Below are 15,709 nucleotides of genomic sequence, written 5' to 3'. Positions count from 1 at the left end.
GGTCCTCACTTCTCCTTCTGCAGTACGGAGAGCGCGGCGATCAGCTCCGCCTGCGGCTCGGGGGTCACGTCGAGGGCGTCCAGGGGGGCGAGGAGCCGGTCGCGTTCGGCGTGCAGGGCGCGGTCGAGGTACGTGGTGAGGAGGTCGCCGCCCTTGTCGCGCAGGCGCAGGGCCGCCTGGGCTCCGAGGAGTTCGGCGAGGCGTTCGCCGGCGGCGCGGGCGCGTCGGGCGCCGAGGAGGGCGGTGGCGAGGAGGGCGGCGACGGTGTCGGGGTCGACGCCGACGGTGCGGGAGGGGACGGAGCGGGAGCCCGCGGTGCGTTCGCCGCCCCGTACCTCGTCGTCGGCGAGCTCTTCGAGTTCGCGCCGCCAGCGCCGTACCACCACGCCGATCCGCTCTCCGGCCTCCGGGTCGGTGCCGGTGGCGCCGGCCGCGCCGAGCGCCGCGGCGGCGGGCTCGCGCCGCCAGGCGTCCCGTACCCGCTCGTCGGCGGCGGCGACGGCGCAATGGACGAGGGCGGCGAGGGATTCGGCGAGGGCGTCGAGGAGTTCCTCGGCGGAGCTGTCGCGGGGGTAGGCACGCCAGCGGGTGCGGGCGTCCCCGGCGAGGACGGCGCCGCGCTGGAGCCGGCGGCGGACGCGTTCGCCCTGTTCGGCGTAGGCGGCCTCGACGGCGCCGCCGAGGCGGACGGCGGCGGCGTACTGCGCGGCGACCGCCGCCGCCAGCTCGGGGATCCGGCTGTCGAGGGAGTCGACGACGCCGGAGACGGTGCGGCTGACGGCCTGCTGGCGGGCGGCGGGGTCCTGAGCGCGGTGGGCGAGCCAGGCGCGCAGCGGGGCGACGGCGGTGTCGGGCAGCAGCCCGCTGCCGTCGCCGGTGGACTCGGGCAGCTCGGGGATGGTGAACCGGGGCACGTCGGCGAGCCCGGCCTTGTCGAGCAGGGCCTCGTACTGCCGGGAGACCTCGCCGATGACCTGGTGGGGGACGCGGTCGAGCACGGTGAGGAGGGTGACGTCGTACTCCTTCGCGGTACGGAGGAGGTGCCAGGGGACGGCGTCGGCGTACCGGGAGGCCGTCGTGACCATCACCCAGATGTCGGCGGCGCACATCAACTCGGCGGCGAGAAGACGGTTCTCGACGACGAGGGAGTCGATGTCGGGGGCATCGAGCAGGGCGATGCCGGGGGTGAGGGCGGAGGAGGTCTCGACCCGCAGGGCGTTGTCCTGCGGCGGCTCCTCGGCGGGGTGGTCGTCGTCCTGCTGGGGCAGCCAGACGCGGGTGAGCTGGGGGAGGACGCGCATGCCGGCGAACCAGTGGTGGTCGTCGGGGTGGCAGACGAGGACGGGCGTACGGGTGGTCGGCCGGAGCACACCGGCCTCGCTGACCCTCCGTCCGACAAGGGAGTTGACGAGGGTGGACTTCCCGGCTCCGGTGGAGCCGCCCACGACGGCGAGGAGCGGGGCGTCGGGGTCTTTGAGCCGGGGGACCAGGTAGTCGTCGAGCTGGGCGAGCAGCTCGGTACGGGTCTGCCGGGCGCGCGGGGCGCCTGGGAGGGGGAGGGGTAGACGCACGGCGGCGACACAGTCGCGCAGGGCGGAGAGTGCGTCGATCAGCTGAGGCCGTTCGTCCAAGGTCACCACATGCGAAGAATGCCCAATTTTGGAGCCTTTTTGAAGCGTATAACGGTCCTACGCGCCGACCGAACAACTGACGACACGAGCCTCAGGCATAACGAGTGCACAACACCCGGGCCGAGTGGCGCGAAAAGCGCTGCGGGAATCGCACCTGCCTGCGATTATCATTCCGCTTCACCGAACCTCCACATCGTGCCACGCAGGTGAAGCAACCGGGCCAAGGCGATCGGAGCCCTATCCTTGACCCGGCAGGCCACGCCCCACCCACGAGGGGCTCCCGGCCACCGGTCCACCACCCGGCCCCCGTAGCTCAGTGGATAGAGCAGGTGCCTTCTAAGCACTTGGCCGCAGGTTCGAGTCCTGCCGGGGGCGCTCCAGGCGAGACCCTCCTTCGGGAGGGTCTTTTTGCTGTTCAGAGCCGTTCTCGATCGGCGACGGAGACGCCGGGGAGGCGGCCTCGGATGACTCGTTCCGTCCGCATGAAACCGGCCATAAGTGACCTTCGGCGGCCGTCCGGCCCGAAACGGCCCGAAGTCCCGGGACGAACTTTCCGCAGGTTCGGGGGGACAAATCGGCATTCGGGTTGAAGCCGCGATCACGCCCGGATCATCCTTACCGTCATGTCTCTCGCCGCCGCGCTCGACGTGTCACAGCTGCCCGCCTACGCGTACGACTGGGCTCTGGTCGACGTCGAGACCTCCGGTCTGATCGCCCGGCGTGACCGGATCCTCTCGATCGCAGTGCTGACCTTCGGGCCGGACGGCGCCCAGACCGGCGAGTACTCCACCCTGCTGAACCCACGTTGCGACCCCGGTCCCGTGCACATCCACGGCCTGACCGCGGAACGGCTGAGCGGCGCCCCGACCTTCGAGCACGTAGCCGGACGGATCGGGGCGCTCCTGCAGGACCGCGTCATGGTGGCCCACAACGCACAGTTCGACTATGACTTTCTGGCCCATGAGTTCGCCCGGGCCCGGCTCTGTCTCCCGGTCACCCAGCGCCTGTGCACCCTGGCCCTGAACCGGCGCGTGGAACCGCCCGCCGCCGACCTCAGCCTGGCATCACTGGCCGCCCACTACGGCGTGCCGCAGACCAGTGCTCACGACGCACTGGACGACACGCGCGTCCTCGCAGGGATCTTCCGGTCGTCCCTCTCCGAAGCCGCACGGCTGGACGTCCCGCTGCCACTGGTGCCCTGCCCTCCCCGGCAGGATCCGCAGTTCGCGCCGCACCCACCGAAGGCCCCGTGCGCCTACCGGAACCCGGGCCGCCTGACACCCGGCGGCCCGCTCGTCCAGGGCATGAAGGTCGCCATCACGGGCGAGACGGCGACCTCCCGGGCCGAGCTGGTGGCCCGGTCCGTCGCCGCCGGCCTGAACATCATGTCGTCGGTGAGTCGGCACACCAGCGCTCTCGTCACCCATGACGCGGCTTCGGGCTCGGCGAAGGCACGGCGCGCGATCGCCGAGGGCGTCACGGTCATCGACGAGCACACGTTCCTCAAGCTGCTGGGAGAGGTGCGTTCCGGAACACCGCACGAGCATCAGACTCCGAAGAAGACCCCGGAAGCAGCGGCCCCGGCCACACCGCCCACCACGCCGACGCCGTCCCCCGCTGCGACCGCGGCTGTCGCGGATGTGCCGGCGCCCAGGCAACCCGAGCCCAAGCATTCCGCCAAGCCGTTCGGCCGTCGGCGCGTCCTGATTCTGGGCGGCACCCACGAGGAGGCGTCCGCCGCCCGGGCCAGGGTCGTCGAGCTGGGTGGGGCCGCCGCGATCAACCTCTCGGCGAGCGTCACCGACGTCGTCCTCTTCCCCGGGGGCGGACTCGACCGCCGCATGCCCCGCATCACCGCGCTGGAGCTTCCGATCCACGCGCACGGATGGCTCGGAACCCCCGCCCCCGAGCACGCCGACGTCCCCGCACAGGACGGTGCGGTGACCGATGTCCTGCCGCGCGGCGGAGTCATCGATCTCCCCACGCTTCCCACCGCCGGCCACTGGCACGTGAGTGCCTCCTGGGCGCAACAGATGGACTGTGAGATCGACGTCGTCGCCTTCGTCCTCGACGAGGACGAGCAGGTCTCCTGCGAGGGTGACTTCGTCTTCTACAGTGCGCCGGAAAGCCCCGACGGAGCCATCCGGCTCCTCTGTGACGGCCCGACGGAGCAGACCCTCGTCATCGACCTCGCGGCACTGCCCCCCGCCGCGCACAGGATCGCGATCGTCGCCGCCATCGACGGCGCCGCCACCTTCGGGGACATCGGAGCGGTCCAGATGACCCTCGCTCCGGGTGTGGATGCCCCGGCCACGGCCCAGGCCACTCTGGACGCCGCCACCAGCGAACGCACCCTGCTCCTCACCGAGATCTACCGCCGGGGCCCGAGGTGGCGCTTCCGCGCTGTCGGCCAGGGCTACGACCATGGTCTGGAGACCCTCGTACGGGGATACGGCGTCGACGTGGAGTAACCCTCGTCGCCTGCCAGTGGTCCTCATCCTCGAACTCGGAGGCCATGGCGCGGGCCGACGGCCAGCCAGGCTTTGTCCTGGTCGCCTTGCGAACCGATCTTGACGGTGGCGGCCATGCCGGCAAGCGCGTCAAGTGGCACATGGAGGTTGTGCACGAGTCTGCGCTGTACGTCGTGGCCACGGTGGGCAGCCACACGCGGGTACCGGCCTCGTCACCAGCCTCCAGCGGGTACGGGCCCGTCAGATGAGTGGTGGGGTTCGTTCTCGGCCGCGTACTGGTCCCCGATGACGAAAGTGCTCGCGCATGCGGGGCATTCGGCGCGGCCGAACAGCCAGGTGATCCCCTCTGCCAATTGGGCAAAGACCAGGTCACGGGCTGTTTCGTGCATCCATGCGGCCACGCCGTCGAGGTCGCTCGGGTCGGCTTGCCGGAGAGGGCGGCGGCGGATGGCTCCCTGGTCCGAGGCGCGATGGGTCGAGTAGCGGCCATAGATACCGATTGCGATGGTGACGCTGAGGTGACAGTGAGGGCAGTCGACCCCGTAGAAGCCGTCTTCGAAGTCGTACTCGGCCAGACTCCACACGCTCGCCCCGGCGAATGCGAGATGAGCGCGGAAGAGGGCCATCGCGGTCGCCGTTGACAGGTCATTGTCGTCGAGGCGCCGGGAGACCATCTGTTTCAGTTCGACGATCACCGGAGCCAAGGTCCTGATGAGGTCGTCAGCGCCGTGGTCTTGGTGGATCCCCGCCATGATCGCTCCGGCCAGGTCCAACGCCCGGTCCACGGCAGTCGTCTCACCGGCGCCGGCGATATCCCGCAGATACGGGAGCGCAGCAAAGCTCGCTGCCGATACGGTAAGCCCCTCGGTGGCCAGCAGGTGCCAGAGTTCCTGCCATGCCTCCTCTTCGCTGGACGGCGATCGCAGAACCCGCTCAAGAACAGGCGGAACCTCGTCATACGGTCCGCGCCCGTACCTCGGCAATCGCCACTCGATCATCCGCCGATTCAAGCACGGGCCCCGGCAGCGGGGATGCATAGCGAACCTGTGGGCGTTCAGCAGCTCTCGTCGAACTTCACTGCGGTCAAGGTGACAGGCTGGCCGTCGAGCTTGGTGCCGGCAGTCGGCTCCTGGGTGCAGACCTGCCAGTTGGACTCCATGAGGACCATTCGGCCCGCGGGGGATGCATCGGTGACCGTGAGACTCGTGGCCGCGTCGAGGGCCTGGCGGGCGACCTTGACGGACTTCCCGGTGAAGTCAGGCATGGTAGCTACGGTCTCCGGCCGGCTCGCGCCCTGGTCCTTGCCGGGGCAGTCCTCCTCGAGCTTGACCGACGCGAAGTCGATCTTGACATCGGCAGGATGCTCACCCGCAGCCGGAGTCTGCCCGCACACCTTCCAGTTCCGGTCGACGGCCTGCATGCGACCGCGACCGAGGGCGTCGTGGGAGTGCAGGTTGTAGAAGCCGGCGGCCTGCGCCTGGTCCTGTGCGGACTGGAGGCCCTTGCCGGTCATGTCCGGCAAGGCCCCCACTTCGGCGTCAGGCTCAGGTGCCTTGGTGGTGGCGCCCGCGGTCGGCTCGGTGGACCGAGCGGCACTCGGCTTGTCCGAGCCGGCCTTGTCACCCCCTTCGCAGGCGGTGAGCGTGAGCACGAGGGCAGCGCCCGCGATGAGCGTGGTGGTCTTGTTGCGCATTGGGCCAGCCTGCCGGTTTCCGTACAACTTGTGCGGCACCTTCATCAGGTCGTGATGATCCGGCTATCACCTGGTCGTGAGCAGTCGGTCAGGCACAGAGCGGCCCCTTCAGGATGCGGGTGGCAGCCTAGGAAATCCTCAGGGTCGGGAGAAGGACCGGGCGGGCGAGGGACGGGGGGCGGTTCACAGCTTCACTGGCTCCCTTGGCGGCGGGGGGGGTGTCGGCGGCCGACATCGCCGCCCGTCGCGAGGCTCGCCGGCCCTGGCCCGATTCATCTAGGACGTCAGACATCCCGCATGAGTTGTCTCGAACAACTCCTTTGTCACGAGGGTGAGTTGACGGAACCGCGTGCAAGCGGCAATGACCCAGGATGGCTGGAAACCCATACCTCGATAGGCCTTGACGCTCCCCCTTCCCCCTGACACCTTCTGATGAAAGTTGCTCACAACTCGTGGAGTGAGAGCAACTACAAGCACAACCCGTGCTCTGCCGTGCGCCCGAGGCGCTAGCAGCGGGTGCGCGCTTCGGTCCTCGTGCGTCCCGGGCCGACCTTGTCGAACTCATGCACCCCCGCTGCCGTCGCCGGCACGCAGCACGCTCTCCCGACCGCCCACCCGGTGTGCGGTCCCGTGCCTTCCCGATTCAAGGAGTCCCGTCATGCGCTGGTCGCGCCGCCGAGGCCGACGCCTCGCCGTTCTCGCCCCCGTCGTCCTCGGCCTGCCCCTGGCCTGGGTGTCCCAGGCGACGACCTCTCCGCCCACCCCCTCCCCCGCCCCCTACGCACTGGTGCCGCAACCGGTCTCCCAGCAGGCGGTGGACGGCAAGGGCTTCACCCTCACCCCCGGCACCAAGATCATGGTGCTGTCGAAGAAGCCGGACGCGGTCGGCGTCGGCACCTATCTGTCGAAGCTGCTCGCCCCCGCGACGGGCTACGACCTGCCGGTCGTCAAGGACGGTCGGGCGAAGCACCACACGGTCGTCCTCGACCCCAACGGGCCCAAGAAGCTGGGGGCCGAGGGGTACACCCTGACCTCCGGCAAGAACGGTGTCGTGGTGAAGGCGCATGGGGCCGCGGGCCTGTTCCGCGGTGTGCAGACGCTGCGTCAGCTGCTCCCCGCCGAGGTGGAGTCGCGCACCAAGCGCTCCCGGACGTGGACCGTCTCACCCGTCGAGATCTCCGACGCGCCGCGGTACGCGTACCGCGGCGTGATGCTGGACGTCGCCCGCCGTTTCTTCACCGTCGAGCAGGTCAAGCGCTACATCGACCAGGCCGCGGCCTACAAGATCAACACGCTGCATCTGCACCTGACGGACGACCAGGGCTGGCGCATCGCCATCGACGAGATCCCCGAGCTGACGAAGATCGGGGCCAGCACGCAGAGCGGCCACACCGGCGGCAAGGACTGGTACTACTCGGCGAAGGACTACAAGGAGATCGTCTCCTACGCCACGTCCCGCTTCATGACCGTGGTCCCCGAGATCGACGGCCCCGGCCACACCGAGGCCGCGCTGGCCTCGGTGCCCGGACTGAACTGCGACGACAAGGCGAGGCCGCCCTACTCCGGCTTCGAGGTCGAGATCAGTGTCTTCTGTCTCGGCGACGCGAAGCACATGGCCAACACGACCCGCTTCCTGCAGACCGTCATCAAGACGGTGGCCAGGCTGACCCCCGGCCCCTACATCCACCTCGGCGGTGACGAGGCGCCCAAGGCCACGCCGGAGCAGTTCGCCGCCTACGTCAAAATGGCCGCGCAGGCGACCACCGCGCGGAAGAAGACCGTGATGGGCTGGCACCAGCTCGGAAAGGGCCCGATCCCCGCCGGCAGCCTCATGCAGTACTGGGGCGGGGAGAAGGACCGTAAGAGCATCGGTACCCCCGAGGAGAGGGAGACCGTCCACCTCGTACGCAAGGCGGTCTCGCGCGGCGCGAAGTTCGTGATGTCGCCGGCCGACCACGCCTACCTGGACATGAAGTACGACGTCACCACCCCCTACGGGCTGGACTGGTGGGGCCATCTGCCCGTGCGGCGGTCCTACGAGTGGGACCCGGCGACGGCCACCGCCAAGATGGACGGCACCGGTTCGATCGTCCCGGCCAGGCAGATCGCCGGTGTCGAGGCCGTGCTGTGGGCCGACCGCGCCTACGAGGGGAGCAGCGCGCTGCCGACGCCGAGCACCCGCTGGCCCGCCGCCCACGAGTACGCCGAGTACATGAGCTTCCCCCGCCTCCCCGCCCTCGCCGAGGTCGGCTGGACGCCACAGTCCGCCCGCGACTGGAACGGCTTCCGCCAGCGCCTGGCGGCGCACGGACCCCGCTGGACCGCGGCCGGCATCGGCTTCCACCAGGCCCCGGGCGTCCCCTGGCCCGGCACCGAGACGAAGCCCCTCGAAGGCGCGCACAGCGTCGAGACCGGAGGCAAGGCCCTGGACAACCCCGGCGGCTCCACCTCCGACGGCGGCGGGCTGGTCCTGTGGGGGGCCAACCGCGGCGCCAACCAGACGTGGACGTTCGCCAAGCAGTCCGACGGCACCTACACCATGACCAACAAGACGTCCGGGAAGTGTGCGGAGGTCTCCGGCGGCGCCGGTGCCGCCGTCGTCCAGCGGGCCTGCACCGGTCAAGCCGTCCAGCGCTGGAGGGTCGCCGAGCTCGATGACGGCGAGCACACCCTCACCTCCGCGGCCAGCGGTCTCCTGCTCACCGCCGCGTCCGTCACCGACGGCGCCGCGGTGACCCAGCAGGAAGACGACGACTCGGCCCTGCAGCACTGGTCGATCGACTGATGGTCACCTGCCGGTGATCGCTTCCGGCCGCCGACTCCGGCGTCGGACCGGCGTCCCCGCTCCGGGCAGGCCTGCGCCTGGCCGGAGCGGGGACGGCCCGTGGGTCAGGCAGTGGGAGCGGGGCCGAAGCGGGTGCGGAAGGTGGTGAGGTCGTCGTCCGTGATCTTGGCGAAGAGGACCGGAGGGACCGTGAAGGGGGTGCCCGCCGGGACCGTGTCCAGGGCGGCGGCCTCGGCGGGGGTCGCCCAGGTCGCGGTGTCGTCCGGGAGGGCGAACGCGGCCCGCATGGCGGCGGACGTGGTCGGGATGAAGGGCTCCGAGACGACCGCGTACAGGTGGATCAGGTTCATCGCGGTGCGCAGCGTCAGCGCGGCGCCGTCCGCGTCGGTCTTGATCTCCAGCCAGGGGGCCTTCTCCTCCAGGTAGGAGTTGCCCGCGGACCACAGGGCGCGCAGGGCGGCGGCCGCCTTGCGGAACTGGAGCGCCTCCATCTGGTCCTCGTACTCGCCCAGCAGGCGCGCGATCTCCTCACCCAGCTTCGCCTCCGCCTCGCCGGCCGTGCGCCCCGCCGGGACCTCGTCGCCGAACCGCTTGCGGGAGAAGGACAGGACGCGGTTGACGAAGTTGCCCAGGGTGTCGGCGAGGTCCTTGTTCACCGTGGCGGTGAAGTGCTCCCAGGTGAAGGAGGAGTCGTCCGACTCGGGGGCGTTGGCGATCAGAAAGTACCGCCAGTAGTCGCTGGGCAGGACCTCCAGGGCCGCGTCCGTGAAGACGCCGCGCTTCTGGGAGGTGGAGAACTTGCCGCCGTAGAAGGTCAGCCAGTTGAAGCCCTTGACGACGTCGACCTTCTTCCACGGCTCGCGCACGCCGAGTTCGGTGGCCGGGAACATCACCGTGTGGAAGGGGACGTTGTCCTTGGCCATGAACTGGGTGTAGCGGACGGTGTCGTCGGCGTCGAACCACCACGACTTCCAGTCGCGGCTCTCGCCGTCGGCGGCCGCATCCGCCCACTCCTTCGTGGCGCCGATGTACTCGATCGGGGCGTCGAACCAGACGTAGAAGACCTTGCCCTCGGCGGCCAGCTCCGGCCAGGTGTCGGCGGGGACCGGGACGCCCCACTCCAGGTCGCGGGTGATGGCGCGGTCGTTGAGGCCCTCGGTCAGCCACTTGCGCGCGATGGACGTCGACAGGTGCGGCCACTGGTCGCTCACGGAGGCGATCCACTCCTCCACCTCGTGCTGCAGCTTGGACTGCAGCAGGAAGAGGTGCGTGGTCTCGCGGACCTCGAGGTCCGTGGAGCCGCTGATCGCCGAGCGCGGCTCGATCAGGTCGGTCGGGTCGAGGACGCGGGTGCAGTTCTCGCACTGGTCGCCGCGGGCCTTGTCGTAGCCGCAGTGGGGGCAGGTGCCCTCGACGTACCGGTCCGGCAGGAAGCGGCCGTCGACCGGCGAGTACACCTGCCGGATCGCCCGCTCCTCGATGAAGCCGTTCTCGTGCAGCCTGCGCGCGAAGTGCTGGGTGATCTCGACGTTCTGCGGCGAGGAGCTGCGGCCGAAGTAGTCGAAGGCCAGCGCGAACCCGTCGTACACGGCCTTCTGCGCGTCGTGCGCCTGCGCGCAGAACTCGGCGACGGAGAGCCCGGCCTCCTTGGCGGCCAGCTCGGCCGGCGTGCCGTGCTCGTCGGTGGCGCAGATGTAGAGGACGTCGTGACCACGGCGGCGGAGGTACCGGGAGTACACGTCCGCCGGAAGCATCGACCCGACCATGTTGCCCAGGTGCTTGATCCCGTTGATGTAGGGAAGCGCGCTGGTTACCAGGTGTCGAGCCATCCTTGGATGCTCCATTTCGTGCGTACGGCGCCGGTGGCGCTGCCACGGCGGGCCCAGGTCGGGAGGCGGCAGCCGGCGCGATCACTCCGATCGCTCGTCGGCATCACGGCGGGTGACGGAACGGGGCTGCGAGCCGCCGTCATCGTAGCGAACCGGGGTACGGCCGGCTCGCGGGTTTACCGCCCGTGCCCGGCGCCCGCACGGGCCCGCGCTCCCCCGCGCGCGCCTCTCGTCACTCCCTCGCGCCCGGGCCCGAGTGTGACCTGCGCCACATCGCGTCACAGCCGTCACGCATGCGGTGTCTTGAGGCCGAACCCATGAAGACGCGTGAAGACGGAGGAGACACCATGAGCGAGAACACCCAGGTCGTCGTGGTCGGCGGAGGTTACGCGGGCGTCATGGCCGCCAATCGTCTGACCCTGCGCGAGGACGTGACGGTCACCCTGGTCAATCCGCGGTCGGTGTTCGTCCCGCGGCTGCGGCTGCACCAGCTGGTGGGCGGGACCCATGACGCGGTCGTCGACTACCGCGAGGTGCTGGCGGAGGGCGTCCGGCTGGTCGTCGGCAGCGTGGCGCGGATCGACGCGGCGGGGCGCCGGGTCGAGCTGGTGGGCGGGGACTCGGTGGGCTACGACCACCTCGTCTACGCGGCGGGCAGCGGCAGCGCCCCGTCTCCCGTGCCCGGGGCGGCGGAGTTCGGCTACCCGGTCGCCACGCTGGAGGCGGCTCAGCGGCTGCGGTCGGTCCTCGACGCCGCCGACGCGGCGGCCGCGGTGACGGTTGTGGGCGGCGGTCCGACCGGGATCGAGACCGCGGCCGAGCTGGCGGAGCGGGGCCGCCGGGTGACCCTGGTCTGCGGAGGGGCGCTCGGCCCGTACCTCCACGCCCGGGGCCGGCGGGCGGTCGCCCGGCGGCTCGCGCGGCTCGGAGTGAGCGTGCACGACGGCCCCGGCTCCCGGGTCACGGAGGTGACGCGGCACCTCGTGCGCCTCGCCGACGGCCGTGAGCTGCCGAGCGAGGTCACCGTCTGGACCGTCGGCTTCGGCGTGCCGGACCTGGCCGCGCGCAGCGGGCTGAGCACCGACGCCGCCGGCCGCCTGCTGACCGACGAGACGCTGACCAGCGTGGACGACGAGCGCATCGTCGCCGCGGGGGACTCGGCGGCGCCCTCGGACCTGCCGTACCGCATGAGCGCCTACGTGGCGGGGTGCACGGGCGCCCACGCCGCCGATACGATTCTCCGCCGCCTCGCGGGCGAGCGGCCCGAGCCGGTCGGCATCGCGCTCAACGCGATGTGCGTGAGCGTGGGGCGCGGCTCCGCCGTATTCCAGCTCGCGCACAAGAACGACGTCTCGATGCCGCTCCACATCGGCGGCCGCGCGGGAGCCAAGCTGAAGGAGTTCGCCTGCCAGATCAGCGTCAAGCACTTGACGAACGAGGCGCGCAAGCCCGGCTCGCACAGCTGGCTCAAGAGCGACCACCGCGAGAAGCAGCTCCGGGAGCGGCCCGCCACCCGGCCGGGCACGGCGCCGACCGTCCCCGAACAGGTCGCCTAGGGGGTGTCTTGTCGATCAGGCCGGATCAGGGAGCGGTGTCCGGTGCCGTGGATCGCAAGGCGGAGGAGGGAGTCGATGCGGAGCATCGACGACCGACGACAACGCGGCGAGGCACGGTGCCGGGCGCCGCGACCCCGGCAAGATCGGCAAGACACCCCCTAGACCTGCTTCCTCAGGGCCTGTCAGGAAAAGGAGCCGGTCCGGTCGGGGCGGGTGGGGCGATGATCATGGCGTCCCGGCCGGAGTGTACGTATGACGTACGCACGGAGGAGGGCCGGCGCCATCGGGCCGGCCCGCGAAGGAAGGCACCCGAGAGATGAGCGACCAGGACACGGACCGGGCCGGCACCGACCCCGCCCCCAACCCCGACACCGACCCCGCCGGCGGTCCCGCGACCGACCCCGCGACCGATACGTTCGTCGCGCACCGCAACCTGCTCTTCACCGTCGCCTACGAGATGCTCGGCTCGGCCGCCGACGCCGAGGACGTCCTCCAGGAGACCTGGCTGCGCTGGGTCAAGGTCGACCTGGCGCAGGTGAACGACGAGCGTGCCTTTCTGGTGCGGATCACGACCCGGCAGGCGCTCAACCGGCTGCGCACCGTGAAGCGCCGCAGAGAGTCGTACGTCGGGCAGTGGCTGCCCGAGCCGTTGCTGACCGCGCCGGACGTGGCCGAGGACGTCGAGCTGGCCGAGAGCATGTCGATGGCGATGATGCTGGTCCTGGAGAGCCTCGCGCCGACCGAGCGGGCGGTGTTCGTGCTCCGCGAGGTCTTCGACGTCGGTTACGACGAGATCGCGGCGGCCGTCGACAAGAGTCCCGCCGCCGTGCGGCAGATCGCCTCCCGGGCCCGTCGGCACGTCGACGCGCGCCGCCCCCGCCGGTCGGCCTCGGCGCGGGAGACGCGGGCCGCCGTGGAGTCGTTCCGGCGCGCGATCGCGACCGGGGACCCGCAGGCCCTGCTCGACGTGCTCGCCCCCGAGGTCGTCCTGCTGAGCGACGGCGGCGGCGTCAAGCGGGCCGCGCTCCGGCCGGTCATCGGCGCCGGGAAGGTGACCCGCTTCTACTTCGGCGGCTCGGCCAGGGTCGGCGCCGTGATCACCACCGAGCCCACCGTGCTCAACGGCAGCCCCGCGCTGGCCGTGTACCTCGACGGCGAGCTCGACGGTGTCATGGCCCTGCACGTCGAGGACGCCCTCATCACCGGTCTCTACTACGTCCGCAACCCGCAGAAGCTCACGCGCATGACGGAGGAGACCTCGCTCACCCTGCGGTGAGTCGGGCCGGACCCCGCCCCCCGGCCCCGGCTCCCGAGGCAGCGACGCGTCCTGTCCCCGTCGCCGCCTCGGGCCGCCGTCACGCGCGCGCTTCCGCCAGGTCCGCGCGGGTCAGCGTCGCCGGGCCGGCGTGGCCCGAGAGGGCCAGGGTGAGGTCGAGTTCGGCGAGGAGGCAGCGCAGGACGTGGTCGACGCCCGCCTGGCCGTCGAGTGCCAGGCCGTAGGCGTAGGGGCGGCCGACGAGGACCCCCGAGGCGCCCAGGGCGAGGGCCTTGGCGATGTCGGCGCCGGTGCGGACGCCGCTGTCGAAGAGGACGGTGAGGCGGTCGGCGACGGCGTCGCTCACCGCCGGGAGGGCGTCGGCGGCGGCGATCGCGCCGGCGACCTGGCGGCCTCCGTGGTTGGAGACGACGACCCCGTCCATGCCGGCGTCGGCCGCGGCCCGGGCGTCGTCGGGGTGGAGGACGCCCTTGAGGACGATCGGGCCGTCCCAGTGTTCGCGGAGGAACGCCAGGTCGGGCCAGGTCTTGCCCGGGTCGGCGAACATGCCCACGAAGTGCATCACGGCCGCGTTCGGGTCCTCCTCCACCGGCTTGGCCAGCCCCGCCCGGAACGCCGGGTCGGTGAAGTAGTTGGCGGTGCCGACACCGTGCAGGAACGGCAGGTACGCCTGGTCCAGGTCGCGGGGGCGCCAGGAGAGGAGCGGGGTGTCGAGGGTGACGACGAGCGCGGTGTAACCGGCGGCCTTGGCCCGGCCCAGGAAGGAGCGGGCGACCTCGACGTCCCTGGGCCAGTACAGCTGGAACCACCGCTCCCCGTCCCCCATCGCCCGCGCTACCTCCTCCATCGGGGTGCTGGAGGCGGAGGACAGGATGTACGGGATGCCGCGCGCCGCGGCCGCGCGGGCGGCGGCCGGTTCCGCGTCGGGGTGGAGGATCGACAGGACGCCGACCGGCGCGAGGGCGACGGGGGCGGGCAGCGGGCGCCCCAGCAGCTCGGTGGACAGGTCCCGTTCGCGGACGTCCCGCAGCATCCGGGGGACGATCCGGTGGCGGTCGAGGGCGGCCCGGTTGGCGCGAGCGGTGGAGCCGTCGCCCGCGCTGCCGGCGACGTAGCCGACGGGTCCCGGGCCGAGCCGGGCGGCGGCCAGTTCCTCCAGCCGGGTGAGGTCGGTGGGGAGCCGGGGGACGGCTCCGGACAGCCCGTTCAGATAGATCTCGTACTGGAAGTCCGACCAGTTCACGCGCGATCCGCCGCCTCTCCGCAACCGATTCGATGTCCGTGCCGTGCCGTGCCGTGCCGTCCCGGGCGCCGGGACGCCGTCCGGCCTCAGCCTGCCATCGGATCCCACCATTGCCACCGGCCCGGATCGCACCTATCTTCGAGCTCACACCTACGGACCGGGATGCTCGTCAGTCCCGGGGCGGCCCGTCGCACGGGCCGGACGGCGGGGGGTGCTCCGGCGGCGCACGCGACGCGGGGCATTGGACGCCGGGCGTACGGGATCTTCGTATCCGCGTACCCGCAGGAGTTTCGCCACATGAGCAAGCACGTCCTCGCACAGAACCAGTACGGCAAGGCCGAGAACCGGATCGTGACGGTGACCCGCAAGGGTTCCGACGGTTCCTGGCACGAGATCCGCGACCTGAACGTGTCGGTCGCGCTCCGCGGTGAGTACCGCGACGTCCATCTGACCGGCGACAACGGCAACTGTCTGCCGACCGACACCACCAAGAACACCGTCTACGCCTTCGCCAAGGAGCACGGCGTCGACTCCCCCGAGGCCTTCGGCATCCACCTCGCCCGCCACTTCGTGGAGTCGCAGGCGGTGATCCACGAGGCGCAGATCCGGGTGGAGGAGTACGCCTGGGAGCGGGTGTCGGTGCCCAGCCGCAAGGAGCAGCACTCCTTCGTCCGCAGCGGGCAGGAGGTGCGGACGGCGCAGATCACGTACGGAGAGAACACCGGTCGGCCGCAGGTCGTATCGGGTCTGAAGGACCTGACGGTGATGAAGTCGACGAACTCCGAGTTCCACGGCTACATCAAGGACAAGTACACGACGCTGAAGGAGGCGTACGACCGCATCCTCGCCACCAAGGTGACGGCCCGCTGGGCCCATTCGGCCGCCGCCGCCGGCGACCCGGGGCACGACTGGGACACGTCGTACAAGAAGGTGCGCCGCCACATGCTGGAGGCGTTCGCGGAGACGTACAGCTACTCGCTGCAGCAGACGCTGCACGCGATGGCGGACCGGGTCCTGGACAACGTCACCACGGTCAACGAGGTCCGTCTCAACCTGCCCAACAAGCACCACTTCCTCGTCGATCTGGAGCCGTTCGGGCTGAAGAACGACAACGAGGTCTACTTCGCGGCGGACCGGATGTACGGCCTGATCGAGGGCACCGTCCACCGCGACGGCGTGCAGCCGGTGATCGCCACCAGCGACTGGATCACCGCCTGAGGGGCCG

At 70.9% G+C, this 15,709-nt stretch carries 10 protein-coding genes and 1 tRNA gene; 6 read left to right on the top strand and 5 right to left on the bottom strand.

Annotated elements, in window-relative coordinates; all coding sequences use genetic code 11:
• Nucleotides 1–5: 5 nt before the first annotated feature.
• Nucleotides 6–1,640 carry a dynamin family protein gene (locus tag ACZ6RC_RS01370; protein ID WP_469578564.1) on the bottom strand — a complete coding sequence of 545 codons (1,635 nt, stop codon included), beginning with the start codon at nucleotides 1,638–1,640 and terminating at the stop codon, nucleotides 6–8.
• Between the two features lie 293 nt (nucleotides 1,641–1,933).
• Between ACZ6RC_RS01370 and ACZ6RC_RS01365 the strand changes: the two genes are divergently transcribed.
• Together ACZ6RC_RS01365 and ACZ6RC_RS01360 are read left to right on the top strand one after the other, a co-directional pair.
• A tRNA-Arg gene (locus tag ACZ6RC_RS01365) sits at nucleotides 1,934–2,006 on the top strand.
• A 248-nt stretch (nucleotides 2,007–2,254) separates the two neighbouring features.
• Nucleotides 2,255–4,102, top strand: a complete 1,848-nt coding sequence (locus ACZ6RC_RS01360) for a TerD family protein (RefSeq protein ID WP_469578562.1) — start codon at nucleotides 2,255–2,257, stop codon at nucleotides 4,100–4,102.
• A gap of 212 nt (nucleotides 4,103–4,314) precedes the next feature.
• Here the strand turns inward: ACZ6RC_RS01360 and ACZ6RC_RS01355 are convergent, their stop codons facing one another.
• Together ACZ6RC_RS01355 and ACZ6RC_RS01350 are read right to left on the bottom strand one after the other, a co-directional pair.
• Nucleotides 4,315–5,100, bottom strand: a complete 786-nt coding sequence (locus ACZ6RC_RS01355; RefSeq protein WP_469578559.1) for a hypothetical protein — start codon at nucleotides 5,098–5,100, stop codon at nucleotides 4,315–4,317.
• A 56-nt stretch (nucleotides 5,101–5,156) separates the two neighbouring features.
• Nucleotides 5,157–5,795, bottom strand: a complete 639-nt coding sequence (locus ACZ6RC_RS01350; RefSeq protein WP_469578557.1) for a PASTA domain-containing protein — start codon at nucleotides 5,793–5,795, stop codon at nucleotides 5,157–5,159.
• 658 nt (nucleotides 5,796–6,453) lie between these two features.
• Between ACZ6RC_RS01350 and ACZ6RC_RS01345 the strand changes: the two genes are divergently transcribed.
• Complete coding sequence (locus ACZ6RC_RS01345; RefSeq protein WP_469578555.1) at nucleotides 6,454–8,580, top strand: family 20 glycosylhydrolase; 2,127 nt, start codon at nucleotides 6,454–6,456, stop codon at nucleotides 8,578–8,580.
• A 104-nt stretch (nucleotides 8,581–8,684) separates the two neighbouring features.
• On the opposite strand, the gene metG is transcribed toward ACZ6RC_RS01345, so the two are convergent.
• Nucleotides 8,685–10,409 carry a methionine--tRNA ligase gene (metG, locus tag ACZ6RC_RS01340; RefSeq protein WP_469578553.1) on the bottom strand — a complete coding sequence of 575 codons (1,725 nt, stop codon included), beginning with the start codon at nucleotides 10,407–10,409 and terminating at the stop codon, nucleotides 8,685–8,687.
• Nucleotides 10,410–10,756: 347 nt separating this feature from the next.
• On the opposite strand from metG, the gene ACZ6RC_RS01335 reads away from it, so the two are divergent.
• Nucleotides 10,757–11,965: an NAD(P)/FAD-dependent oxidoreductase gene (locus ACZ6RC_RS01335; RefSeq protein WP_469578551.1), complete on the top strand. Its 1,209-nt coding sequence runs from the start codon at nucleotides 10,757–10,759 to the stop codon at nucleotides 11,963–11,965.
• A 316-nt stretch (nucleotides 11,966–12,281) separates the two neighbouring features.
• Nucleotides 12,282–13,241, top strand: coding sequence for an RNA polymerase sigma-70 factor (locus ACZ6RC_RS01330; RefSeq protein WP_469578549.1), 960 nt, complete (start codon nucleotides 12,282–12,284; stop codon nucleotides 13,239–13,241).
• Between the two features lie 79 nt (nucleotides 13,242–13,320).
• Here ACZ6RC_RS01330 and ACZ6RC_RS01325 read toward each other — a convergent pair whose 3' ends face one another.
• Nucleotides 13,321–14,484, bottom strand: a complete 1,164-nt coding sequence (locus ACZ6RC_RS01325; protein WP_453614420.1) for a lactate 2-monooxygenase — start codon at nucleotides 14,482–14,484, stop codon at nucleotides 13,321–13,323.
• 297 nt (nucleotides 14,485–14,781) lie between these two features.
• Here ACZ6RC_RS01325 and pucL point away from each other — a divergent pair, with 297 nt between their 5' ends.
• Nucleotides 14,782–15,702: a factor-independent urate hydroxylase gene (pucL, locus tag ACZ6RC_RS01320; RefSeq protein WP_469578547.1), complete on the top strand. Its 921-nt coding sequence runs from the start codon at nucleotides 14,782–14,784 to the stop codon at nucleotides 15,700–15,702.
• The last annotated feature ends 7 nt before the right edge of the window (nucleotides 15,703–15,709 follow it).

The sequence above is a fragment of the Streptomyces sp. NPDC048353 genome, from assembly GCF_055587165.1.
Note: the sequence above shows the minus strand (reverse complement) of the source record. Positions and strands in the feature narration are given on the sequence as shown.

Coding starts and splice junctions, on each gene's coding strand:
- ACZ6RC_RS01360 (WP_469578562.1), top strand. CDS start 2,255: ATGTCTCTCGCCGCCGCGCTCGACGTGTCACAGCTGCCCGCCTACGCG.
- ACZ6RC_RS01355 (WP_469578559.1), bottom strand. CDS start 5,100: ATGATCGAGTGGCGATTGCCGAGGTACGGGCGCGGACCGTATGACGAG.
- ACZ6RC_RS01350 (WP_469578557.1), bottom strand. CDS start 5,795: ATGCGCAACAAGACCACCACGCTCATCGCGGGCGCTGCCCTCGTGCTC.
- ACZ6RC_RS01345 (WP_469578555.1), top strand. CDS start 6,454: ATGCGCTGGTCGCGCCGCCGAGGCCGACGCCTCGCCGTTCTCGCCCCC.
- metG (WP_469578553.1), bottom strand. CDS start 10,409: ATGGCTCGACACCTGGTAACCAGCGCGCTTCCCTACATCAACGGGATC.
- ACZ6RC_RS01335 (WP_469578551.1), top strand. CDS start 10,757: ATGAGCGAGAACACCCAGGTCGTCGTGGTCGGCGGAGGTTACGCGGGC.
- ACZ6RC_RS01330 (WP_469578549.1), top strand. CDS start 12,282: ATGAGCGACCAGGACACGGACCGGGCCGGCACCGACCCCGCCCCCAAC.
- pucL (WP_469578547.1), top strand. CDS start 14,782: ATGAGCAAGCACGTCCTCGCACAGAACCAGTACGGCAAGGCCGAGAAC.